Genomic DNA, 26,288 nt, shown 5'->3' on the forward strand with positions numbered 1-26,288 from the left:
TGTATAATAAGAAGGAGATGATGCGCGAAGAGGAGACCCTAAACCGATGTCCAAAACCGAGCTTAACAAGCAGTGGATTTACAAGCTTTTCCTGGAACTTATCACGCAGCAGGAGACGAGAGACAGCAAATTTGCCGTCCGATTCGAAGAAGAGAAGCGGAAGGTGGAAGTCGAGCTGGGCCAGAAGCTGGATCTCAATTTGTCCGAGGTTCACCTGATCGCCTGTATTGGAGATCATGGGCCCATCAACGTGACGACGATTTCGGAGAAAACCGATTTGACGAAAGGCTCCGTCACGCGGATCACCCAAAAGCTGCTAGCCTCGGATTTGATCAAAAAGCAGCAGCTTCACGACAATAAAAAAGAAGTTTATTTCCGTTTAACGGCCAAAGGCCAGAAGCTGTACAAAATTCATGACCGGGAACACCGCGCGATCGAGCAGCGGTTTATGCACTTATTGGATAAATATACACCGGAGCAATTGACCTTTGCCCGGGAGCTGCTGCAGGATTTGCTGGAATGGGATTACTGAGCGAAAGGAGACAGGCACCATGAGCATCGCCCAAACGATTAGGGAGAGAAGAAGTATCCGGGCGTTCAACCGGACCCCCGTTCCCCAGGATCTGGTTCTGCAGCTGCTGAATGATGCGGTGTGGGCTCCCAATCACGGCCTCCGGGAGCCTTGGCGGTTTATTTATGTGGGAAGCGCCGAGGGGAGGGAAAAAAGCTGGCTGCCCTTACGCTTGAAGCCTCTGCCCACTTGAAACGGGTTAAGCTGCTGCCGTCCAAATTAAAAGAAATGATGCGAAAAAAGCTGGCCGAAATTCCGGCCAATCTGATCGTTGTTATGACGGAAGATAAAAACGAGCATAAAAGAGATGAAGATTTCGCCGCCGTCTGCTGCCTGATGCAAAATATGCAGCTGCTGGGATGGGAGCAGAAGCTCGGGATGATCTGGTCGACGGTTGACTTTATTCGTTCCCCTGTTTTTCGCAGCGGACTGGGCGTCCGGGAAGGCGAACGGATCGTCGGTATACTGCATATGGGGTTTTTCGATAAAATCCCCAAGCCGAAAACCCGCACGCCGGCGGAAGCTAAGCTTGTTGTATGGTAAGATCGTTCAAGAGGGGGAGAGCCCCCTCTTTTTTGTGTTCGGTTTCACCTGCGATGAAACCAGCATCGAGACTATCAGCAAGGCGCAAGTATAATAAACCAGACCGTTCCAGCCGAACCGGTTCAGGAAGAAGCCGCTCGACCAGCCGACCAAACTTGATCCCGCATAATAAAACAGCAGGTAAAAGGAGGAAGCGTGCGCTTTGAAATCTTTTACCGCCAATACGCCTACCCAGCCGCTCGCCACCGAATGACCGGCAAAAAAGCCGAACGCGACGACCGCAATCCCCAATACCTTGACGGTAAGAAGGCTGCTTAACGTCATCAGCGCACCCAGAATAAAAATGGCGATCGCAAGTCCGAGGACCCATTTACGAGAATAACGGTCCGCCAGCTTCCCGAACCAGATCGAGCTCCAGGTCCCCACCAGATTGACCACGAACAGGAAGCCGAAAATTGTTTGGCTGACATGATACGGCGCTTGCGTAAGCGGGTAACCGATATAGTTCAATACCGTGATGTAACCGCCCATCAGCAGAAAACCCGTAATAAACATGGACAGCAGATTTTTATCGCCCAGACTGGCTCGCATCCCGGCAAGCCATTGCCGCAAGGATGTTTTGCTCGGGGTAAAGTTGCCGGAGGCCGGGAGATAGAACCAGAACCACAAGCTAAGCAGCAAACTGACGGTTCCCATCATCAGCATGGCGAACTGCCAGTTGAAGAGATCGGTTAATCCTCCGATGATAATCCGGCCGATGAAACCGCCTATGGCCGTTCCGGCCACATAGACCCCGATGACTCTCCCAATGGCCCGGGGCGAAAACTCCTCGTTCAAATAAGCCATGGCGATCGACGGAAAGCCTGCGATGCTGATGCCTTCCAGAAACCGGAAGACGAGGAACGCCTGAAAATCATGGATAAAGGCCGAAACGATGGCGAATATCGAAGTGAGCAGCAGCGAGAGGCTCATGATTCCTTTTCGCCCCCAAATATTGGAGACGACCGTGAAAAACAGTAAGCTCATCCCCAAGGCGATGGTCGTTAACGAGATCGAAGCGCTGGCGGTGGCCGGCGAAACTTGGTACTGTTGCGAAAATAAACTGATGAGTGGCTGCGGGCTGTATAATATGGCAAACGTGACGATGCTCCCCAGCAGCATACTGACCGAAGCCTTACGATGCGCTCGGCTACCGAGTTCGACATAATTCATCTTGTGGCGCCTCCGTCCGTTGAATTGACAATTCAAGTATAGGATTGACAAGAAGCGCTGTCTAATGCATTGTTTTTATTATAATGATGTTTTATGTGTAATGAGAAACGGAGGGATCGGAATGGAATGGCAGCAGCTCGAGTATTTTCATACGGTTGCCCGATTGCAGCATATGACCTTGGCGGCGCAGACGTTATGTATTACCCAGCCGGCTTTAAGCCGCTCGATTGCCCGGCTGGAGAAAGAGCTCGGCGTCCCGCTTTTCGAGCGCAACGGTCGCGCGATCGTGCTCAACCGGTATGGACGCCTGTTTTTGAACCGCGTCAACCGGATTATGAACGAATATCAAGAGGGCAAGCGGGAGTTGGAGGATTTGATTCATCCGGAGCATGGGGAAGTATCCTTGGGATTTCTTCATACGCTCGGCGTCCACTCGATTCCGGATGTCATCCGGTCCTTTCGCTCGGCTTACCCGCAGATTCATTTTCAGCTGCATCAAAACAGCACCCAGTTCCTTCTGGATCAGCTTTCGGCAGGAGGGATCGACCTTTGTATGGCTGCCCCACAAGAAATGAAGCACATGCAATGGGTCTCGTTATGGAATGAAGAGTTATTTGTTATCGTTCCTAAAGATCACCCGCTCGCCGTTTCCGAATCCGTTCTGTTGGAGGACATACGCAGCGAGCCGTTGATTTCGTTCAAGAAAGGCTACGGACTGCGAAAAATTACCGACAAGCTGTTCGAGCAAGCCGGAATCGCTCCCGATATCCGGTTCGAAGGGGACGAAGTCCATACGATCGCCGGGCTGGTCGCGGCCGGGCTTGGCGTTGCCGTCATCCCCGACACGAAAGGAATCGAGCGCGCCAACATTTCATTCCTGCGCGTACGTTGGCCCGAGTGCCGCCGGGTGATCGGCATCGGCTGGATCGAAGGGCGCTATCTGTCGCCTGCGGCGGAGCGGTTCCGGGATTTTGTCATCGATTATTTCAGAAGCTGACGTAACCGTCTTACCGGCGGTTACGGTGCCTGAATTTTTTATGAATTAATTCTTAATATGTAATTAATTGGGTTGACATCTTTGGGCGCTATCTTATAATCTATCATAAAATATGTAATATATTTCCTCCATCACTTACTCCTCGGCTTCGTGACTTCTACGTTCTGCATTTCCTATTTCGTTTCCATTTGTAAATTAAATTACTCATCTTGCGGTTCGGTTAACGGCTTCTAGTGGAAACATTCCATGGTTCTTATGTCGGTGCTCGGAAAGGGGTTAGACATGAAGCGAGTTGCCTTATTATTTCCAGGTCAAGGGTCCCAATACGAAGGGATGGGCAAAGTTTGGTCCCAAAAATTTCAAGGTGCCGACCGATGGTTCGAGGAAGCGAATGACATCCTCGGGTATGACTTGAAGTCGATCTGCACCGAAGGCAGCGCCGCCAACCTGTCGAGAACGGAGTATACGCAGCCGGCTCTGCTGACGGTAAGCGTCATGGCCTTGGAACAGTACAGGCAAGAGATTGGCATCGTCCCCGTGTTTTCCGCCGGACACAGTCTCGGGGAATACTCCGCGCTGGTGAGCAGCGGCGTTCTCTCGTTTGCGGACGCCTTGCGTCTGGTGCAGCAGCGGGGGGCCGCTATGCAGGAGGCCGCTGATGCCGGTCTGGGCGAAATGGCCGCCGTGCGGGGTGTGGCGCTTGAGACGCTGGAAGCATTGTGCGCAAAGCATTCGTCGCCGGATCAGCCCGTCGCCATTGCTTGCTACAATTCGCCACGGCAGTATGTGCTGACAGGTCATCAAGCAGCCGTTGCCCGGGTAACGATCGCAGCGGAGCTGAAAGGCGCTCAAGTTACCCGTTTGCAGGTCAGCGGCCCTTTTCACAGTCAGCTGATGTCGCAAGCAGCGGAGCGTTTGTCCGGCGTGATGCGAAAGTTTACGTTCCTGGAAAGCCAATGGCCGGTCATATCCAATGTGACGGCGCTGCCGTATGCCGATGCGGAGCAAGTCCGGGACGGCCTGATTTTACAGATGACGCATCCTGTCAAATGGCTACAAACGATGCAGTATTTGGAGGAACAGAAGGTGGAGCTGGCTGTCGAATTAGGTCCGCGGTCCGTTTTGAAAAATTTGGCGAAAGATATGACGGATAAGATCCGGACGTTCGCTTTCGAGCGGGAAGAGGACGCTGTCCAACTAGCCCGACTGTTTCCGCTACACGATTTTATAGCCGGCTGCCTGTCGGAAGCGGTAGCCACACCCAATGCCAATTGGAACGAGGAGAAGTACCGTATCGGCGTGATGCAGCCTGTGCGCAGGCTGAAGGAAATGCTGCAAAGCGCAAAAGAAAGCGATATCACAGGAGCTCAGGGCCTTGCGCAAAGAAAGGAAGCACTGGATTGCATGAACCTTGTACTGCAGACCAAGCGGGGGCCGGAAGAAAAAGGGGACTCTCAATGACTTCATATCGTTGCGGAGGGATACGATGAATCAGTTTCTAACGTTAGTCGACGTCTTGCAGGAGCGAAGCAGGCTGGCAACAAGAGGCATCACTTACATTTCCGGAGACCGGGAGGAAGAGTGCGAGTCTTACGGCACCTTGTTCGACCGGGCGCTCTGCGTGCTGCACGAGCTGCAGAGCAGCGGCATGCAGCCCGGGGATGAGCTGCTGATGCAGATCGACGATAACCGCACGTTTTTATCGGTGTTCTGGGGCTGCCTGCTTGGAGGCATCGTACCGGTGCCCGTCACGGTAGGCAACAACGACGAGCACAAAATGAAGCTGTTCAAAATATGGGGGATGCTGAACCGGCCTTATCTGATGAGCGATGCCAAAGCGCTGGACCATCTGGAGAAGTACGCCGGACAAAGCGAACTGCAACATTCGTTCGAAGCAATGAAACAAACGGTTTTATTTACGGATAAACTTGATTTTTCCTCTCAGAATAGAGGGGTTATTTATCCGGCCCAAGCGGAGCAGCTTGCCTTCATTCAGTTCTCCTCCGGGTCGACAGGTGATCCGAAAGGAGTCATGCTGACGCATGAAAATCTGGTTCACAATATTCGGGATTGCGCGTTGGAGGGGCACATGGACGAGCAGGATAGCTACCTTGGTTGGATGCCTCTAACACATGATCTGGGGTTGATCGCTTTTCATTTGACCTGCGTTATTGCCAATGCCAGCCAATTGATTATGCCGACGGCGCTGTTTATCCGGCGCCCGACCTTATGGCTGAAAAAGGCGTCCGAGCATCGGGTGACCCAAATTTGCTCTCCGAACTTCGGCTATAAATTTTTCTTGGCTCAATATAAACCGGAAACGGCCGCCGATTGGGACTTGTCGCATATCCGAATCGTATACAACGGCGCCGAGCCGATTTCTACCGAAGTTTGCAATCAGTTTCTTGATGCGATGGAGAAGCACGGGCTTCGGAGATCCGCGATGCTGTGCGTCTATGGGATGGCGGAAGCCTGCGTCGCCCTCGCCCATCCACCGCTGGAAGAAATGCTTCTTCCCGTGTATTTGAATCGGAAGCAGTTGAATATCGGCGAAGCGGTCGTGCCCATTGAACCTTCCGACAATCGCTGCGTAACCTTCGTCGATGTCGGTCATCCGATGACAAGCAGTCGAATCCGCATCTGCGGCGATGACGACACGGTGCTGGCCGACAATGTGATCGGGCACATTCAAATCAGCGGCAAAAATGTGACTGCCGGGTATTACAACAACCCGCAGGCGACGGCCAAAGTGATGACGGCGGACGGCTGGCTCAAAACCGGCGATCTGGGCTTTATGCGCAGCGGGCGGCTGGTCATCACCGGGCGGGCGAAGGATATTATTTTCGTGAACGGCCAGAACGTTTATCCTCACGATATCGAGCGGGTCGCCGAGGAAGTCGACGGCGTGGAGCTTGGCAAGGTGGCGGTGTGCGGCGTTCTTGACGCCGAGGCCCGGCAGGACTGCATTGTCGTCTTCGTGATGCATACGAAGAAGGTCGAGGATTTCGTGCCGGTCGCCCAAAGGCTGAGGAAGCATCTAAACTATCGGGGCGGCTGGGAGCTTCACGATATCGTACCGATCCGGCGCATCCCCAAAACGACGAGCGGTAAGGTGCAGCGCTTCAAGCTGGCGCAGGAGTACGAAGCCGGGCAGTTTCAATCGGTCTCGGAGCAGCTGACCGAGCTGCTGCGGAAGGAAAAAGAGGCGAGGCCCGTCGCTATTCCGCAGAACGAAGCGGAGCGAAAGCTGCTGGACATCTGCAAGCAAATTTTGCAGACCGATGCCATCGGCACCGACGAAAGCTACTTCGATCTCGGCGCGAATTCGCTGCAGTTAACGCAAATGGCGGAGCAGCTGGAAAGCCAGCTCGGCGTGAACATCGCCGTGACCGACTTCTTTTCGTATCCGACCATCGCGAATCTGGCTGCCTATATCGCCGAAGGAGAGCGGGAAGTGTCCGCAGAGCACCAACCCGAGGCGGGAGACCCGAGGGACCGGGATATTGCGATCATCGGCATGGCCGGCAAGTTTCCTCAAGCGGATACGCTGGAGCAGTTCTGGGCGAATCTGGCGGAAGGCAAAGACTGCATCGGCCCCTTTAACGAAAAAAGAACGAAGGACGCCGAGTCTTATATCGCCCATCTGCATACTGGGGATCGGGATCTTCGACCGGTGGAGGGCGGTTATTTGGACGAGATCGATATGTTCGACTACTCGTTCTTCCGACTGACGCCACGCGAAGCGTTGCTGATGGACCCGAACCAGCGTCTTTTTCTCCAGACGGCGTGGAGCGCCATCGAAGACGCGGGATACGGCGGAACCCCGTTGTCCGGCAAAAAAGTCGGCGTATACGTCGGCTTTTCCAAAACGAGCTTCGAATACGAACGCCTGCTGACGGAGGTTGCGCCGGAAGCGCTGCCTCATTTTGTGATCGGCAATCTGCCGTCGATTATTTCAAGCCGCATCGCTTACCTGCTCGATTTGAAAGGGCCTGCGGTCACGGTCGATACGGCCTGCTCGTCTTCGCTCGTTGCGGTGCATCTCGCCTGCCAGGCGATTCTCGGCGGGGATTGCGAGATGGCGCTGGCGGGCGGCGTCAAGACCATTCTGCTGCCGCACAAGGCGGGCATTGGCATGGAATCTTCCGACGGCCGGGCCAGAGCGTTCGATGACAATTCGGGCGGAACGGGCTGGGGCGAGGGTGTTGGGGCCGTGCTTCTGAAGCCTCTGCGCAAAGCCGTGCAGGACGGGGACAACATTGTCGCGGTTATTAAAGGGAGTGCGATCAATCAGGACGGAAGCACGGTCGGCATCTCCGCTCCGAACGCCTCGTCGCAAGCGGAAGTGATTGCGCAGGCTTGGCGCAGCGCGCGCGTCGATCCGGAAACGATCACGTACATCGAAGCGCACGGGACGGGGACGAAGCTGGGCGATCCCGTCGAAATCGACGGCTTGACGAAAGCGTTCCGCAAGCAAACGCAGCGCAAGCAGTTTTGCGCCCTCGGCACGGTGAAAACGAACATCGGGCATTTATACGAAGCAGCGGGGATCGCCGGTTTGATCAAAGCGGTGCTGTCGCTTCAGCATCGGCAAATTGCCCCTTTGGTGCATTTTCGGCAGCCGAATAGCAAGATCAGCTTCGAGGAATCGCCGGTTTACCCCAATACGGAGCTGAAAGACTGGCAACTGGACGGGATTCCGAGAAGATGCGGCATCAGCTCGTTCGGATTCAGCGGGACGAACTGCCATATGGTACTGGAAGAGTATGTTCCTGACAATACGGCGCCGGATCTGCCGAGCTCACCCGACAGCGGGCCGATGCTCTTGACCTTGTCGGCGCGCAGCGAAACCGCGCTGCGGGCAATGGTCGGGCGGTATGCGGAGCTGTTCGAACGCCACCCGGAGCTGGATATGCGCAGCGTATGCTTTACGGCGAATACGGGGCGGAGCCACTTGACGCACCGGATTGCGGTGACCGCTGCCGGAGCCGCCGAGCTGCGGGCGAAGGTGATTCGACTGCATCGCGAAGGCTTGGCGGAGCAAGGCGTATATCGGAGCGGAGCCGACGGAACGGCTGAGAGTCCGCCCGGCGAGACGGAGACAGGGCTTTTGCGCTGGGATACGTTGGAGGGCGTAGCGCAAGCAGCGCAGGAGTATATACGGGGAGCGAAGGTCGACTGGAGCTTGCTGTACGTAGATCGGCGTTATCCGAGAGTATCGCTGCCCACATACCCGTTCGAACGGAAAAGATGCTGGATCGACGTGCCCGCAGCACGGCCCGGGCGCAGCGTCACGACGCCGGCCTTGGCTGAGATAGCAGATAATGCAGAGGAGCGTGTTATACCGATGAATGACTATTCCGGCACAGAGACCGTCTCCGATCTCCATCGGCAATCGGTCACAATTTCCCTGATGCAGATGATCCGTAACGTATCGCAGCTGGATATGGACGAGCTTCAACCGCAAACCCACTTTCTGGAGCTCGGACTGGATTCGATCATCTTAACGCAGGTGCGGCACGGCATTAAAGATACGTTCGGACTGGATATTCCGATGAACAGCTTCTTCGAATCGTTAACGAATCTGGAGCTGCTGACGGATTACATCGCGCAGCATACGGCGTTGACGCCGCCTCTTGCCCCGCAAGTCCGGGAGGAGGGGAGCGGGGTTGCCGAAGTCGGGCCGGCTCCGGTCGCTCAACCGTCAAGCCAGGGATCGGCGCCCGCACCTGCGTCCGGCTATTGGGAGGCGCCTCTTGCTGCAGCGGAAACGTATCCGCCGTTTCAGGCAAGCGCCGCCTCTGCCGGAGCGGAGCGCATCATGGAACAGCAGCTCCGCCTGATGTCTCAACAGCTCGACGTGCTGAGGCTGCATCCGGCGCCTTCACCGGCCGTGCTGCGCGAACAGGCCGCATTACCCGCGCCCGGCGTTGTTTCCCGGCCGGACAGCCTCGTACATACCGATGCGAGCAGGGAGGTGGCGGCCGCATCAACCGTTTCCGCCGTACGCCAGCCGGAGAGTGCCGAGGCGAAGCCGTTCACGCCCTTCAAGACGATTGACGTAAAGGCGCGCGAATCGCTGCCGTTCCGGCAAGAGAAGCATCTGCGCGAATTGATCGAACGGTATACGGCCCGCACCAACCGGACGAAGGAATACACGCAGAAATACCGCCCCGTCTATGCGAATAACCGCAATGTGGCCGGTTTCCGGCCGGTGCTGAAGGAAATGGTGTACCAGATCGTGGCGGAACGGGCTGAAGGGTCTAAAATCTGGGATCTGGACGGCAACGAATATATCGATCTGACGATGGGCTTCGGCGTCAATTTGTTCGGACACAACCCGGATTTCATCCGGGAAAAAATTGAAGCCGGGCTGCAAAACGGCATGTGCATCGGCCCGATGTCCAATCTGGCCGGGCAGGTAGCCGAGGGCATATGCAAAATGACGGGCGTAGAGCGCATCGCGCTGTTCAACACCGGCACGGAAGCCGTGATGGTGGCGCTGCGTCTGGCCCGGGCGGTAACCGGCCGTGCCAAGGTCGTCCTTTTTGCCGGATCGTACCACGGCACGTTCGACGGCGTGCTAGCGCTCGGTAGCGCCGGATCTGATCCGGAGCGCTCCGCGCCTTTGGCGCCGGGTATCCTGCAGCATATGGTCAACGATGTGGTCGTGCTGAATTACGGCACGGAAGAGGCGCTGGCCTACCTTCGTGCGCATGCACATGAGCTGGCGGCCGTGCTTGTGGAACCGGTGCAAAGCCGGCGGCCTGATTTTCAACCGCAGGCGTTTCTGACGGAAATCCGCCGGATTACGGAGCAATCGGGCACCGCGTTTATTTTCGACGAGGTGATTACGGGCTTCCGCATGCATCCCGGAGGGGCGCAGGCATGGTTCGGCATCCAAGCCGATCTTGTGACCTTCGGTAAAGTCATCGGAGGAGGCATGCCGATTGGCATCGTGGGCGGGAAGGCGGCGTTTATGGACGGGATCGACGGCGGCTTCTGGCGCTTCGGCGACGATTCGTATCCACGGCAGGAGGAGCGCCGGACGTTCGTTGCCGGGACTTTCTGCCATCATCCGCTGGCGATGGCGGCAGCTCTGGCCGTGCTGGAGAAGCTTGAACAAAGCGGAGGGATGCTGCAGGCCGAGCTGAACGCCAGAACGGCCGCCTTGGCAGCGGAGCTGAACGAGTATTTCGTCCAAGTCAATATACCGATGAAAGTCGTTCATTTCGGTTCCTTGTTCCGCTTCGTGCTCAAAGCCGATTTGGAGCTGTTTTTCTATCATATGCTTGATAAAGGGGTCTATATCTGGGAGGGCCGCAACTGCTTCCTGTCGACGGCCCACTCGGAATCGGATATCCGGCGGATCGTGCAGGCGGCGAAAGACAGCATCCGGGAGCTGCGCGAAGGCGGTTTCTTGCCGGATGGGCCTCCGGATGGGGGCGGGCCGGGCAAAAGGTCACTGCCTGCAACGGAATCGCGAGATAAAGGGCAGGACGCCGTCATTGCTTTGACGCCGGAGCAGAAGCAGCTGTGGTTCGCTTCGATGTCCGGCCGGAGCGAGGCGCAATCGCTGCACGAGACCGCGCTGCTTCGGCTGCGCGGGCCTCTGCGCATCGATGCGTGGAGCGAAGCGGTCAACGCCGTCACCCGGCGGCACGAAGCGTTGCGCACCTATATGAGCGGAGACGGGGAGACGCAGGTTGTTGCACCCGAGATGACGATCCGTATTCGACTGTTCGATATGAGCGACTGCGCCGTCGACGCACAAGAGCAGCGCCAGCGCGAATGGCTGGACCGGAATGTGGAAGCACCGTTCGCCATGTCGGCGGGCGAGCCGTTGTTTCGCATTTGTCTGCTGAAAAAATCCAGGGACGAGCACATCGCGCTGTTTACTTTTCATCATTTGATCGCCGACGGCTGGTCCATGGGCGTGTTCATTCAGGAGCTGGAGCGTATTTACTCCGCGCTCGTACGGCAGGAGAGCTGGGCGCTCCCTGCCCCGGCCGCTTTCCGGGATTATGCCGCTTGGCAGCGGCATAAGCTTGAACAACCGGAAAGCCGGGAGGCCGCAGCGTACTGGACGTCTTTGTCCGACAGGCGGCTTCCGGTGCTGGAGCTGCCGACGCTCCGGCGGGGAACATCGGTGCCGACCTCCCGTGGAGGCCGGCATACGGTTATGCTGGACAGCCGGCTTGCGAAGGAGCTTAAAGCGGCCAGCATTCGGCTGGGCAGCAGCTTGTTCGTGACGCTGCTGTCCGCGTTCCAGCTGTTTCTGCACCGGCTGACCGGGCTGCAGCAGATCACGGTGGGCATACCGACAGCCGGACAAGCGCAGATGGAGGCTTTCTCGCTCATCGGCAACTGCGTCAATCTGCTGCCGGTCGCGAGCGAGGTGAAGCCGGAGCTTACGTTTGCCGAATATGCACAAGCCGTCAAAAACGGAATGAACGAGCTCGAACCGTTTCAGCCTTACAGCTTCGCCGCCTTGGCGGAAAGAGGGCTCGGGCAACTGCCGGCGGTCACGGCCGTCTTCAATATGGACCGTTTACCGAGGCTCCGCTTCCATGAGCTGGATGCCGAGCTGCTGCCGAATTCGATTTCGTACAGCAAATACGAGCTTTTCCTGAATGCGATCGAGATCGGAAGCGAGCTGCGGCTCGATTTCGATTACAGCGCCGATTTGTTCCTGGCCGAAACGATCCGGACATGGGCGCGGTACTATGTGCATTTGCTGCATACGATTGCACAGGAGCAGTCGTTGTACATCTCCGGGCTTTCCTTGCTGGATGGCGGGGAAATCGCACAAAAATGGGCGGCCTGGGCCGCCCTTGCCGATGCGGAAGGCAGCTATCCTTGTGTGCTGGATGCATACCATCAGCCGGTTCCGTCAGGGACGATGGGGGAGCTGTACATCGTGCGGCCTGCGGACAGGAGTTCCCGGAATTCCCGGGACTCCTTCCTTAGCACGGGGGACTGGGTGCATTGTGCGGAAGACGGAAAGCTGACGCCTGTCGGAAAAACGTCCCGTTTTGTCCGGCTTCGCGGACATCAAGTCAACCTCCAGCAGTTGGAGGAGCACGTACGTCGTGCATTCGGTCTTCGCGCTTGCACGTTCACCGTTCGCTCCGTAGCTGATAAGGATACCGCTGCTGATCTGATCGCATATATCGTTGCCGATCCGTCGCATCCTTGGGAGGAATCCGAGCTCAAGCAAGCGATGAGCGCAGCGCTCCCGGATTACACGCAGCCTCGCTACGTGGTCAAGATGGCAAGCCTCCCGCTTATGTCAAGCGGAGAGACGGACTGGTCGCAGCTGCCGGAGCCCGGGGAAGGGGGCGGCTTCGCCGCAGCCTCCGATGTTCATAGAGGAGACGCTACGGAGGAGACGCTGGTTCGCATCTGGCAAGAAGTGCTTGGGGCGGCGAACGTGGGCCGTCACGACAACTTTTTCCAGCTAGGCGGGGACTCCCTGAAAGCAACGGTGATTTTGGCCAGAGTGAACAAGGAATTCCATATTCATATTCCGCTCGGTCACCTGTTCGAGCTTCAAACCATTGAAGAGCTGGCCCAATATATCTGTGGCGGGGAAAAGAGCGCCTACGCGCCGATAGAACCGGTGGAGCCACGGGAGGCGTACCCCGTGTCGTCTTCGCAAAAGCGCATGTACGTGCTGCATCAGCAAGACGACAGCACGACATATAACATTTCCGGGCAGCTTAAGATCGAAGGGGAGCTGGATATGGCGCGTTTGATCGAGTCGCTCCGGCACGTATTCGGGAGGCACGAGTCGCTGCGCACTTATTTTGCGCTGGAGGATGGCGAGATCGTTCAGAAAATCAGCCCGGACGCCGTATTGGACGTTCAGGTGACACGGATTAGCGAAGAAGAGGCGGATGAAGCGCGAGCGCGGTTTGTCCGGCCGTTCGAACTTGGCCTGGCTCCGCTGTTCCGCGCCGAGCTGCTGCAATTTGCAGTCGACCGCTTTACGCTTTTGGTCGATATGCATCATGCCGTGGCTGACGGATTTTCGATGGCCGTGCTGCTGGACGAGCTGCTTCAAACGTACCAGGGAAGGCAGTTAGCGCCAAGAAATGTGCATTACAAGGACTTTACCGTCTGGCAGCAGAACAGGATCGACGAGGGCGCTTTTCAACAGCAGGAAACGTATTGGTTAAGCGAGCTTGGCGGCGAGCTCCCAGTGCTGAACATGCCGACCGATTATCCGCGTCCGCAGCTGCAAAGCTTCGAAGGAGACACCTTTTCTCTGAAGCTGGACCCCGAGCTGACGGCATCGCTGTACAAGCTGGCGCAGGAGTCGGGAACGACGCTGTATATGGTGCTGCTGGCGGCGTATAATGTGCTGCTCGCCAACTATTCGGGACAAGACGATATCATCGTCGGGACACCGGTATCCGGCAGAAGACATGCGGACACGGAAGCCATGATCGGGATGTTCGTCGGAACGCTCGCCATGCGGAATCGACCGATACGAGAACTAACGTTCGGTGAATTTTTACAGGAAGTCAAGCGTCAGGCGCTGCTCGCCTTCGAGCAACAGGACTATCCGTTTGACGAGCTGACGGAAAAGCTTGGACTCGTGCGGGATTTGAGTCGCAATCCGATTTTCGACACGATGTTTATGCTGCAAAACGAAGCGGTGCACACGCTCGAAGCCGGCGGGCTGACGTTCGAATCGGAAGAGCTCAACCCGGGCGTGTCGAAATTTGACTTTTCCTTAAGCGTGACGGCAGATAAGGCAGAACTTTCCTGCACATGGGAATATGCGACGAAGCTGTTCAAGCCGGAAACGATCCGGCGGATGGCGGAGCATTACGTCCGTGTGCTGGAGGGCGTCGTTGCCGGGCCAGAGCTGCGGCTCTCCGATATCGATATGCTGACGGAAGCGGAAAAGCGGCAGTTAGAGCGCGTTTCAGGCGAGACGGCGCTGCCGTACCCGGCGGCTGGAACGATCTGCGAACGGTTCGAGCAGCAGGCCGCCCGGACACCGGAGCGGACGGCGCTTGTGTTCGACGGGCGGACGATTTCGTACGGGGAGCTGAATTGCCAAGCCAACCGGTTGGCACATCGGCTGCAAGCGCTCGGCGTCGGGCCGGATACGCCGGTGGGCGTCTGCTTGGACCGCAGCCCGGAGTTGGTAGCGGGGCTGCTCGCCGTGCTGAAAGCCGGCGGCGCTTATGTGCCGCTGGACCCGGCGCTGCCGCCGGAGCGGCTTGGCTACATGACGGAGCGCGCGGGAGTAAAGGCGCTTGTAACGAAGCTTGCATGGGCGGAAAGGCTCGCGGTACGGCCTGATTTGGCGGTCGTCTGCCTTGATGACGGGACGGTGGGACTTGAAGCGGAGCCCGAGCATAACCCGGACAGCAAGGCGGGGACCGGGCATTTGATGTATGTGATCTTTACTTCCGGTTCCACCGGGACGCCGAAAGGAGCGAGCGTCTACCGATCCGGCTTCGAAAATCTGCTGCAGTGGTACACCTGCGAATTTGGCATGACGGAAGAGGACCGGGTGCTGATGATCTCGTCGCCCAGCTTCGACCTGACGCAAAAGAACATTTTCGCTCCTCTCGTGACCGGAGGTCAATTAGTGCTATTGCCGTCTGGTCCGTATGATGCCGGCGAAGTGGTGTCGCTGATCGAGCGGCATGGGATTACGCTGTTGAACGGGACGCCGAGCGCGTTTTATCCGCTGCTGGACATCACCGCGTCAGCGGGATATGGTACTCTTGCGACGCTGCGGTACGTCCTCCTCGGCGGAGAGCCGATTGCGGCTGACCGCCTCACGGCATGGACGGCGTCGGAAGCGTGCCGGGCCGAGGTGGTCAATACGTACGGCCCGACGGAGTGTACGGATGTGACGGTGTACGGCCGTTTGACGAACATGCCGTCTCTGGTCGGCAAGCCGGTGCCGATCGGCCGCCCGGTGGCCGGCACGCGCGTGTATATTTTGAACCGGGAGCTGGGCTTGCAGCCGATGGGGCTGCCGGGCGAGCTGTGCATCGCGGGGGTACAGGTCGGCGGCGGCTATGTCGGCGACGCGGAGCTGACGGCGGATAAATTCGTGGCGAACCCGTACGGGGACGAGCTGGCGCCGGTCTTGTACCGCACCGGGGATCTGGCGCGGTATTTGCCGGACGGAACGATCGAATATTTGGGCCGGATCGACCATCAGGTCAAGCTGCGGGGCTACCGGATCGAGCCGGGCGAAATTGAAGCGGCACTGCGGGAATGCGCAGGCGTCAAAGATGCGTTCGTGATAACCCGAGAGGACCTGCCTGGGGACGTCCGGCTTGTCGCCTATGCCGTGCCGGAAGAGGAGGCAAGGGAGGGGGCGGCGTCCGACAGCGAGCTCCCGGGGCTATGGCGCAGCGAGCTGCGCCGCAAGCTGCCGGACTACATGGTGCCGACGGCTATCGTTGTCATGGCGGTGCTTCCGCTATCGCCCAACGGCAAAGTCGACCGTAAAGCGCTGCCGGCGCCGGAGATCGGACCTGCTACGGACGTCGACTACGTCGCTCCGCGCACACCGGTAGAGGCGAAGCTGTCGGAGCTGTGGAAAGAGGTGCTCGGCCTGTCCGCCGCCGTTGGCGTCAAGGACAACTTTTTTGACCTCGGCGGCCACTCGCTGCGGGCGACCACGCTGGGCGCGAAAATTCATCAGTCACTGAACGTATCGCTGTCGCTGCGGCAAATGTTTCAGTATCCGACGCTTGAGCTTATGGCGCAGACAATTGAGCAATTGCAGCCTAGCCCTTATGGCGACATTCCCGTCGCCGGGCAGCAGGATACGTATCCGCTTTCCTCGGCGCAAAAACGGCTGTACATTTTGAGCCAACTGGAAGGCGCTGCGACCAGCTACAACATGCCGGGCGAACTGCTGATGGAAGGCGAGCTGGATGCGACACGGCTTGAAGCGGCGTTTCGCGGGCTGCTCCGTCGTCATGCCACGCTGCGCACCTCCTTCGAGCTGGCAGCGGACGGCGAGCCGGTTCAGCGCATTGCGGAGACGGCGGAATTTACGCTGGAGCGCATCCGGGTAACCGGAGAAGGGGAGGCCGAAGCGGCGATGGCCGGCTTTATCCGGCCGTTTAATCTGGGGAAAGCGCCGCTCCTGCGGGCGGCTTTGGTGGAAGAAGCGCCGCAGCGCCACCGGCTGCTGTTTGATATGCACCACCTGATTTCCGACGGAGTGTCGATGAACATTCTGCTGGAGGAGCTGGCTCAACTGTACGAAGGGCAGGAGCTGCCGGCACTGCGCCTTCAATACAAAGATTATGCGGTATGGCAGCAGGCGGACAGCGACAGCGAACGGATGAGCAAGCAGGAAGCGTATTGGCTGGAGCAATTGGACGGGGAGCTTCCGATTCTTGAGTTGCCGATCGATTATGCGAGACCGCCTGCCCGCAGCTTTTCCGGCGGTACGCTGTCCTTCGCGATCGATTCGCGGCAGGCGGACGGGTTGAAGCGGCTCGGCTCGCAGGCGGGAGCTACCTTGTTTATGGTGCTGCTGGCCACCTATACGACGCTGCTGTCCAAATACAGCGGGCAGGAGGATATGATCGTCGGAACGCCGATCGCAGGCAGACCGCATGCCGATCTGCAGCCGATAATCGGGATGTTTGCGGGAACGTTGGCGATGCGAAGTTATCCGGCCGGAGAGAAGACGTTCCTGGAGTACTTACAGGAAGTGAAGGAGCTGGCGCTGCGAGCGTACGAGAATCAGGACTACCCGTTCGAAACGCTGGTGGAGAAACTTAACGTGAAGCGGGACCTTAGCCGCAATCCGGTGTTCGATACGATGTTCGTTCTGCAAAATACGGAGACGGTCGCGCCCGGGTTTACATCGCTGCGCGTCAGTCCGCACGAGAGCGAGCATCCTATCGTGAAGTTCGATTTGACCTTTACCGCTGCCGAGGAAGCGGGCGGCATTGCGTGCAGCATCGAATATGCCGACCGTCTGTTCAAGCGGGAAACGATCTCGCGCATGGCGCGGCATTTTATTCAACTGATCGAAGAAATCATTCAGACTCCCGAAGCGAAGCTATCATCCTTGAACATCCTTACCGTCCATGAGTTGGCGCAAATTTTGGAGACGTTCAACGAAACGGCGCTGCCGTACCCTGCGGACATGACGATCCACGGCCTGTTCGAACGGCAGGCGGCGCTGACACCGGACCGGATTGCGGTTGTGTTTGAAGACCGGCAGCTTACGTACCGGGAGCTGGACGAGCGGGCGAACCGGCTGGCGTGCACGCTTTTGGCCAAAGGAGTGGAGGCCGAGCAGTTGGTTGCTATTATGACCGAGCGGTCGCTGGACATGGTTACCGCCGTGCTCGGCGTGATGAAAGCGGGCGGCGCATATGTCCCGATCGATCCCGAATACCCGGAGGAACGCATCCGCTACATGCTCGGCGATTCCGGCGCACGGCTGCTGCTGACGCAGTCGCATTTGCAGGATCGCACGGCGTTCGGCAGCGAGCTGCTCCTGCTGGACGACGAGCGCATCTATGGCGGCGACGGTACGAGTCCCGGGGTGGCTGTCGGTCCGCATCAACTGGCTTATGTCATCTATACGTCAGGTACGACCGGCAAGCCAAAAGGGGTGATGGTCGAGCATCAAGGCGTATGTAATAACAAATTGTTTTTTGAACAATCCCTTCACATTACGACAAAGGATCGCATTGTACAGTTCGCGAGCTTCTCCTTTGACGCGTCGTGTTGGGAAATGACCATGGGCTTACTGACCGGAGCAGCGCTGTATGTGCCCGGTGCTTCCGTCATAGCGGATTACCGACTGTTTGAGCAATATGTCCGCGATCACGGGATAACGGTGGCGACTTTGCCCCCGACTTATGCCGTCTACTTGAATCCCGAGCATATGCCCGAATTGCGGACGCTCGTTACGGCTGGCTCCGCATCCTCCGGCGAGCTTGTCCAACAGTGGAAGGATCATGTTCGCTATTTTAACAATTACGGCCCAACCGAGGATTCCATTTGTTCGACCGCGTGGTCTTATACGGACCATACGCCGATCGAAAAGACGGTGCCTATCGGCCGGCCGATCCCGAATCATCAAGTCTTCATTCTGAGTGCGCATAACGCACTTGCTCCGATCGGTGTGGCCGGGGAGCTTTGTGTCGCCGGTATTGGTCTGGCCAGAGGCTATCTGAATCGCCCCGGCCTGACGGCGGACAAATTCATGCCGGTTCCGTTCGCCCTCGAACAGCGAATGTACCGGACGGGCGATTTGGCCCGCTGGCTGCCAGACGGCAGCATCGAATATTTGGGCCGGATCGATCATCAGGTCAAAATCCGCGGCTATCGCATCGAGCTCGGCGAGATTGAAGCGCAGCTGCTGAAGGTGGCAGCGGTACAAGAGGCGATCGTTCTGGCGCGAACGGACGAGACCGGGCAAACGTATTTGTGCGCCTATTTTACCGCTGATGGGCAGCAGGCGGCCGGTGCGCTGCGCAGCGAGCTGGCGCGGGAGCTTCCGGGCTATATGGTGCCGTCCTTCTTTATTCAGCTTGAGGAGATGCCGCTGACGCCGAACGGCAAAATCGACCGCCAAGCGCTGCCTGCGCCGGAGGGTATCGTGCCTACAGGTGCAGAGTACGCCGCTCCGCGGACGCCGGTGGAAGCGAAGCTGGCGGAGCTATGGCAAGAGGTGCTTGGGGTACCGAGCGTCGGGATCAGGGATAACTTCTTCGAGCTCGGCGGTCATTCGCTCCGGGCAATGAGGCTGGCAGCCCATATCCAAAAAGAATTGCAAGTAAATGTGCCGCTGCAGGACGTATTCGCTACCCCGACCATTGAACAGCTCGCGGCTGTGATCGAGGGGCTCCGGCAGCAAACATTTACAGCCATACCGGTTGCCCCTGTCCAGCCACATTATCCCGTATCTTCGGCACAAAAGCGGCTGTACATCTTGCAGCAGTTCGAAGGCGGGGAAACGAGCTACAACATGCCGGGGGTAATGCTGCTGGAAGGCACGCTGGACCGGGAACGGTTCGAGGAGGCATTCCGGGGGCTCATCCGGCGTCATGAGACGCTGCGGACAGGCTTTGAGTTGGTGAACGGCGAACCGTTCCAGCGGGTGTATCCCGAATCTGAGGTGGCGTTTGTCGTGGACAACGCCGAGAGCAGCGGCGGGGAAACGGATACGCTGGAGCGCATCCGCCGCTTCGTCCGGCCGTTCGACTTGCGGCAGCCGCCGTTATTGCGGGTGGGCCTGATCCGGTTGGATCCGGACAAGCCTGGTGTGAATCAGGAGCCGGAGCGTCATCTGCTGCTGTTCGATATGCACCATATCGTCTCGGATGGCGTGTCGATGGGCATTTTAGTCAACGAGTTCGGCCGGTTATACGGCGGGGAGACGCTGCCGCCGCTGCGCATCCAATACAAGGATTACGCTACGTGGCAGCAGGCGGAACTGACCGGGCAGCGGATGAGCAGCCAGGAAGCGTACTGGCTGAATGTGTTCCAGAGTGAACTCCCCGTGCTGGATATGCCGACGGATTACGCGCGTCCGGCCGTGCAGCGCTTTGAGGGAGGGCTTGTTTCCTTCGCGCTTGGTTCGCAACGAAGCGACGCGCTGCGGCAGCTTGCGAGCGCAACCGGCACGACCTTGTACATGGTGCTGCTGGCGGCTTACACGGCGCTGCTGCACAAATACACAGGGCAAGAAGATATCGTGGTGGGTACCCCGGTGGCGGGCCGGACGCATGCGGATGTGGACGGACTGATCGGTATGTTTGTCGGGACGCTGGCGCTGCGCAGCTATCCGGTCGGGGAGAAGATGTTTCTGGATTACTTGCAGGAAGTCAAGGGCATGGCGCTCAAAGCGTTCGAGCATCAGGACTACCCGTTTGAAGCGCTGGTCGAGAAAGTAGGCGTTACGCGGGATTTGAGCCGCCATGCGCTGTTCGACACGATGTTTGACATGCAGCATGAGGTGGCGGAGCAACGCACCGTACTTGGGTTGGAACTGAAGCCCTATGAAATGGAGTCGAAGACGGCGAAGTTCGACCTAAGCTTCCAAATAACGGAAGAGGAGTCAGGGACGCTTACGGGCAGTATCGAATACGCCAGCTCGCTGTACAGCGTGGATACGGTCCGGAGAATGGCCGGTCACTTCATGCAGCTCATCGACGGTATTCTGGCGGCTCCCGAGGCGAAGCTGTCGTCTTTCGAGATCGTCACGCCGGAGGAAAAGACGCTGCTAACGGGCGCAGTCGCCGATAGCGGAGTCGGCGCCGCATTTTGCGACTGGCAGGAGAAGACGATTCATCAGTTGTTAGAGGAGGAGGCGGAGCGGACGCCGGATCAAGTGGCGGTCATTTGCGAGGACGAACGGCTCACCTACCGCGAGCTCAACGAGCAGGCGAACCGGCTTGCGCGCACCTTGCGGGCCAAAGGGGTGCAGCCAGACCAAACCGTCGGCATCATGGCCGAGCGCTCGCTTGCAATGGTCGTCGGAGTGTTCGGGATTTTGAAGGCGGGGGCTGCTTACGTGCCGATCGATCCGGGCTACCCCGAAGAGCGGATTCGCTACATGCTGGACGATTCGGGAGCACAACTGCTGCTGCTGACGCATCGCCGCTTGCAGGAACGTGCGGCGGATGCGGCGGAGAAAGTGTTGTTCCTGGATGACGCCGAAGCCTACGATGCCGACGGAACAAACCTGGTGTCCGCAGCGCAGCCGAATCATCTGGCTTACGTCATCTATACGTCGGGAACGACGGGGAAACCGAAGGGCGTGATGGTCGAGCACCGGCAGGTAATCGCTTTGTCCGAGGCGTGGAGGCAGGAGTATCGGCTGCGGGAGGAACCGGTAAGGCTATTGCAGTGGGCTAGCTTCTCATTCGACGTGTTTACGGCCGATATCGTGCGGTCGCTGCTGAATGGCGGCCGGCTCATCGTATGCCCAGGCTACGCCCGGCACGACCCGGAGGCGATTTACGGGCTGCTGAAGCAGCACCGCGTCACGATGTTCGATGCGACCCCGGCGCTTGTCGTTCCGCTGATGAATGACGTGTACGAGCATGGGCGGGATATCGGCTTCCTGAAAACGCTCATTGTCGGCTCGGATCAATGTCCGGTAGGTGACTTTCAGCAATTAAACGACCGGTTCGGCGCATCGATGCGGATCGTAAACAGCTACGGGGTAACGGAAGCGTGCGTCGATTCGAGTTATTATGTTCAGCGGACGGGAGGCGTCGGATCGCATCCGTATCCGTATGAATACCGGAGTTTGCCGATCGGCAAGCCATACCCGGGCGTGAGGATGTATATTTTAAGCGCGGCGATGGCACTGCAGCCGGCCGGCGTGCCGGGCGAGCTGTATATCGGCGGGCGCGGGGTGGCGCGAGGGTACCTGAACCGTCCGGAACTGAGCGCGGAGAAATTTGTAGATGACCCATTCGAGCCGGGCGGGCGGATGTACCGGACGGGCGATGCGGCGCGATGGCTGCCGGATGGAAACATCGAATATTTGGGGCGGCTCGACGATCAGGTGAAAATCCGCGGCTACCGGATCGAGCTGGGCGAGGTGGAAGCGCAACTGCTGAAAACGGAATCCGTGCAGGAAGCGGTTGTCATTGCGCGGGAAGACGAAGCCGGACAAAAGCAGCTGTGCGCGTATGTGGTGTCGGACCGCGAGCTGGCGATAGGCGAACTCAGGAATGCGTTATCGCAAACGCTGCCCGAGTACATGATTCCATCGTATTTCGTACAGCTTCCGCAGCTGCCGCTGACGCCAAACGGAAAGGTGGACCGCAAAGCGCTTCCGGCTCCGAAGGAAAGCATGGCTACGGGTACGGACTATGTCGCTCCGCGCACGGTCGTGGAGCAAGCGCTGGCTTCCGTCTGGCAGGCGGTGCTCGGAATCGGGAAGGTCGGGGTGAATGACCGCTTCTTTGCGCTGGGAGGCGACTCGATCAAAGCGATTCAAGTGTCGGCGAAGCTGCATCAAGCCGGGTACAAGGTGGAAATGAGACATTTGTTCGCTCACCCTTCGATTGCGGAACTGAGCGCGTATGTCAAGCCGATTACCCGTATGGCGGATCAAGGGGAAGTGAAGGGCTGGACGCGGCTGACGCCGATTCAAGCCTGGTTCTTCGGGCAAAACGATGCCGCGCCGCACCACTATAACCAAGCGATCATGCTGTACCGGGAGCGAGGCTACGACGAAGCGGCGCTTCGGAAGACAGTGCGGAAACTGGCGGAGCATCACGACGCGCTGCGCACGATATTCCGACAGACGGAAGGCGGCTATGCGGCATGGACTCGCGCCATCGACGAGGGCGCGCCGTACACTTTGGAAGTCATGGACTTCCGGAAGGCCGGCGACAACGTCGCGCAAGCGATCGAAGCAAGAGCGAATGAGATCCAGAGCAGCATCGAGCTTAGTACGGGTCCGCTTATGAAGCTGGGGCTGTTCCGCTGTGCGGATGGGGACCATCTGTTGATCGCGATTCACCATCTGGTCGTTGACGGGGTATCGTGGCGCATTTTGCTGGAAGATTTGGCTTCTGGCTATGAGCAGGCTGTAAGCGGACAGGCGATCCGGCTGCCGGATAAGACGGATGCGTTTCGGATATGGGCCGAGAAGCTGGCGGGCTATGCGAACAGTCCGGCGATGGAGGCGGAGCGGGCGTACTGGCAGCAGGTCGATCAGCTCGAGTGCAAGCCGCTCCCGCGAGATTTTGCGCAAGTCGGGCAGGAGCAAGCGTACGGGCTGATGCGAGATAGCGAAACGGTGACGGTGCAGTGGTCGCAGGAAGAAACGGAGCTGCTGCTGAAGCGGGCGCACCGGGCCTACAACACCGACATCAACGACCTGCTGCTGACTGCGCTTGGGATGGCGGTGTACCGCTGGACGGGAATCGAGCGGGTATCGGTCGGTCTGGAAGGACACGGAAGAGAATCCATTCTGCCGGATATCGATATTACGCGCACCGTCGGCTGGTTTACGAGCGAGTATCCCGTCGCGCTGGAGATGGGAGCAGCCGATGCCTCCGATACGCTCGCTTACCGGATCAAACGGGTGAAAGACAGCTTACGACAAATCCCGAACAAAGGAATCGGCTACGGCATACTGAAATACTTGTCCGAAGCGTCTGGGGACGCCTGCGATGCGGCAAAGCCGGAAATCAGCTTTAACTATTTGGGGCAGTTCGATCAAGATTTAACCCATCATGCGCTGCAAGTATCGCCTTTTGCCTACGGCTCGGAGATCAGCGGGCAAACCGAAAGGTCCCATGCGCTGGATATTAGCGGCAGTATCGCAGGCGGAGAACTGACGTTTACCGTCAGCTATAGCGGCAAGCAGTACCGGCGGGAAACGATGGAGCGGCTGGCCGGGCTGCTTCATAGCAGCCTTCGGGACATCATCACGCACTGCGCGGCGAAAGAACGGCCGGAGCTGACGCCAAGCGATGTCGTTTTCAAAGGCCTCGCCTTAACGGAACGATCGCGGCGGATCGGCGAGATTGAGAGCGTGTATCCGCTAACGCCTATGCAGCAAGGGATACTGTATCACCGGCTGCTGAACCCGGAATCGGAGGCGTACTTGGGGCAAACGGCGTTTACGGTGCACGGAAGCCTGGATATCCGAGCGTTCAAGCAAAGCTTGGACGCCGTCGGACAGCGGCATGACGCGCTGCGGACAAACTTCTATAACGGATGGAACGGTCAGCCTTTGCAGGCGGTGTTCCGCAGCAAATCGGCCGATTTTGTTTATGAAGACTTGAGGAGACTGGAGGAGAGTAAGCAAGAGGCACATATCGAAACGATCACGAAGGCGGACAAGGCCCGCGGCTTCGAGTTAAGCGAAGAAGCGTTACTGCGCGTGTCGATTCTGCGAACCGGCGACGAAACGTATCATTTCTTGTGGAGCTTCCACCAGATCGTACTGGACGGCCGGGATATGACGCGGATCATCGAAGAGGTGTTCGCCGCGTACTCTGCCTACCGGAAGCAAGTCCGGCCGGAGCTTGGTCCGGTCACATCTTACGGGCGGTATTTCGAGTGGCTGGAGGGGCAAGATTTTGCCGCAGCATCCGCCTACTGGAGCCATTATTTAGCCGGGTACCGCCATCAAGCCGTGCTGCCGCGAGTCCAGGCTCAGGAGAAGCAGGAGGCAGGGGATGCGACCGAGCGGCTGACAAGCAGCTTAGGAAAACGGCTGACCCGGGAACTGCGCGGTACGGCGAAGCGGTATCGGTTGACGGTGAATACGCTGCTTCAAACGGCATGGGGGCTGCTGCTGCAAGCCTATAACGGCACGGACGACGTTGTGTTTGGAACCGTCGTGCCCGTTAGACCGGCGCATGTGCCGGGCATGGAAACGATGATCGGGGTATGCGGCAATACGATCCCGGTCCGTATCCGCAGCGGGGCCGGGGCGACCGTGGCGGACGTCATGCGAAGCGTTCAGGAGCAGGCAGCCGCATCCGACAAGTACGGTATGTATCCGCTGTATGAAATCCAAGCGCTTAGCGCTCCAAAACGGGAGCTAATTAACCACATTCTCGTGTTCGAAACCGGTAGCCCGCCTTCGGTCGCGGCCGAAGCGGTGGCAAAGGCGGCAGGGCTGGAAATGACCGGGTTCCGGACCGAGGGACAGACGAGCTATGATCTGACGGTCATCATGCAAGCGGGCGATGACATGCGTATCCGATTCGACTACAATGCCCAGGTATATGAACGTGAAGCGATGGAGCGCCTGCAGGCACACTGGCTGCGGATTGTGAAACAACTCACTGCGAATCCGGACGTGCAGGTACAGGATCTTCAACTGCTATCCCCTGCAGAGCAGGAACAAATACCGGCTGGCTTGGTTAGTAGGGCGGCGCAATTGCCGCAAGGAGCGACCGTACATTCGCTTTCGATGGAAGACGCCGCGAGCCACGTGGCGCCGCGAACACGGGTTGAAGCGAAGCTGGCGGAGCTGTGGCAAGAGGTTCTTGGAGTCCCGCGCATCGGGGTGAAGGACCATTTCTTCGAGCTAGGCGGCCATTCGATCCAAGCGATGCAGCTCACCGAAAAGGTCAACGCCGCCATGGGGGCAGTGCTGTCTCTGCGTGCCGTCATTGCCTCGCCGACGATTGAAGAAATGGCGGCGCTGCTCTCTTCCGGACTTGCCCAGGATGACGGCGATGGGCCGATGAAGCTGAACGAGCGGGGACGAATGAACGTTTTCTGCTTCCCTCCTTCGGCAGGCTACGGGCTCGTGTATGCCGAAATGGCCAGAATGCTGGAAGATCACTATGTCGTCTACGCGTTCGATTTCATCGAAGGCTGGCGCGATTACGAGGAGATGCTAAACCGGTACGTCGATGCGATTGTAAGCGTTCAGCGCGAAGCGCCTTATGTGCTGTTAGGCTACTCGCTGGGCGGCAGTTTGGCTCATGAGGTTGCCATGGCGATGGAGCGCAGGGGATATGCGGTATCGGATATTTTGTTGATCGATGCCGACAGACGGGACAGGACGGCGAAGAAGCTTTCCGACGAAGAGCTGGAACGAGGAGTTGATGACATGCTCCGAATCGTCGCCGAACGGGATGCGTCTTTTTTGGCAAACCACGTCGACCGGGAGAAGGCCAGAACTAAAATTTTGGCCTATGCCACCTATAGCGTCCAACTGGTCAATGAAGGAGCGGTGGAGGCTAATCTGCACGCTTTCGTGGCGGAAATGAAAAACGCCAGAGCGGAGGATTGGAAGGAGGCAACGACCGGGCAGGCCGTGGACTACGAACTGGCTGGCGGTCACCTTGATATTTTTGAACCGGCCAATATTGAGCATAATGTTCATTTGATCCGCCTCGTCTTGCAGGCCATCGCACGGGGCGAAACTCTCGCAGCGGACTCCGTACGCTAACGGTAAGCCCTCTTGTTTCAGCCTTTTGGCAAAACAAGAGGGCGATTTTTTTATGACGC

Annotated in this window: 7 protein-coding genes; 6 read left to right on the plus strand and 1 reads right to left on the minus strand. The window is 58.1% G+C overall.

The window, feature by feature from the left end; genetic code table 11:
* Nucleotides 1-46: 46 nt before the first annotated feature.
* The 3 genes from PEL01S_RS18460 to PEL01S_RS35740 are packed head-to-tail and all read left to right on the plus strand — an operon-like array spanning nucleotide 47 to nucleotide 1,114.
* Complete coding sequence (locus PEL01S_RS18460) at nucleotides 47-532, plus strand: MarR family transcriptional regulator (RefSeq protein WP_010494694.1); 486 nt, start codon at nucleotides 47-49, stop codon at nucleotides 530-532.
* A 19-nt stretch (nucleotides 533-551) separates the two neighbouring features.
* Complete coding sequence (locus PEL01S_RS35735; RefSeq protein WP_239551479.1) at nucleotides 552-764, plus strand: nitroreductase family protein; 213 nt, start codon at nucleotides 552-554, stop codon at nucleotides 762-764.
* Nucleotides 761-1,114 (plus strand): nitroreductase family protein, encoded by a 354-nt coding sequence (locus PEL01S_RS35740; protein ID WP_239551478.1) that lies wholly within the window; start codon nucleotides 761-763, stop codon nucleotides 1,112-1,114. The genes PEL01S_RS35735 and PEL01S_RS35740 overlap by 4 nt, the downstream gene beginning before the upstream one ends.
* Before the next feature lie 6 nt (nucleotides 1,115-1,120).
* Here PEL01S_RS35740 and PEL01S_RS18470 read toward each other — a convergent pair whose 3' ends face one another.
* Nucleotides 1,121-2,326 (minus strand): MFS transporter, encoded by a 1,206-nt coding sequence (locus PEL01S_RS18470; RefSeq protein ID WP_127461344.1) that lies wholly within the window; start codon nucleotides 2,324-2,326, stop codon nucleotides 1,121-1,123.
* Nucleotides 2,327-2,447: 121 nt separating this feature from the next.
* Between PEL01S_RS18470 and PEL01S_RS18475 the strand changes: the two genes are divergently transcribed.
* The 3 genes from PEL01S_RS18475 (at nucleotide 2,448) to PEL01S_RS18485 (ending at nucleotide 26,229) form a co-directional block, all read left to right on the plus strand.
* Nucleotides 2,448-3,323, plus strand: coding sequence for a LysR family transcriptional regulator (locus PEL01S_RS18475; RefSeq protein WP_164824295.1), 876 nt, complete (start codon nucleotides 2,448-2,450; stop codon nucleotides 3,321-3,323).
* A gap of 282 nt (nucleotides 3,324-3,605) precedes the next feature.
* Nucleotides 3,606-4,784 (plus strand): ACP S-malonyltransferase, encoded by a 1,179-nt coding sequence (fabD, locus tag PEL01S_RS18480; protein ID WP_127461345.1) that lies wholly within the window; start codon nucleotides 3,606-3,608, stop codon nucleotides 4,782-4,784.
* Nucleotides 4,785-4,809: 25 nt separating this feature from the next.
* Nucleotides 4,810-26,229 carry a non-ribosomal peptide synthetase gene (locus PEL01S_RS18485; RefSeq protein WP_127461346.1) on the plus strand — a complete coding sequence of 7,140 codons (21,420 nt, stop codon included), beginning with the start codon at nucleotides 4,810-4,812 and terminating at the stop codon, nucleotides 26,227-26,229.
* The last annotated feature ends 59 nt before the right edge of the window (nucleotides 26,230-26,288 follow it).

This window comes from Paenibacillus elgii NBRC 100335, from assembly GCF_004000865.1.
Lineage (GTDB): Bacteria > Bacillota > Bacilli > Paenibacillales > NBRC-103111 > Paenibacillus_G > Paenibacillus_G elgii.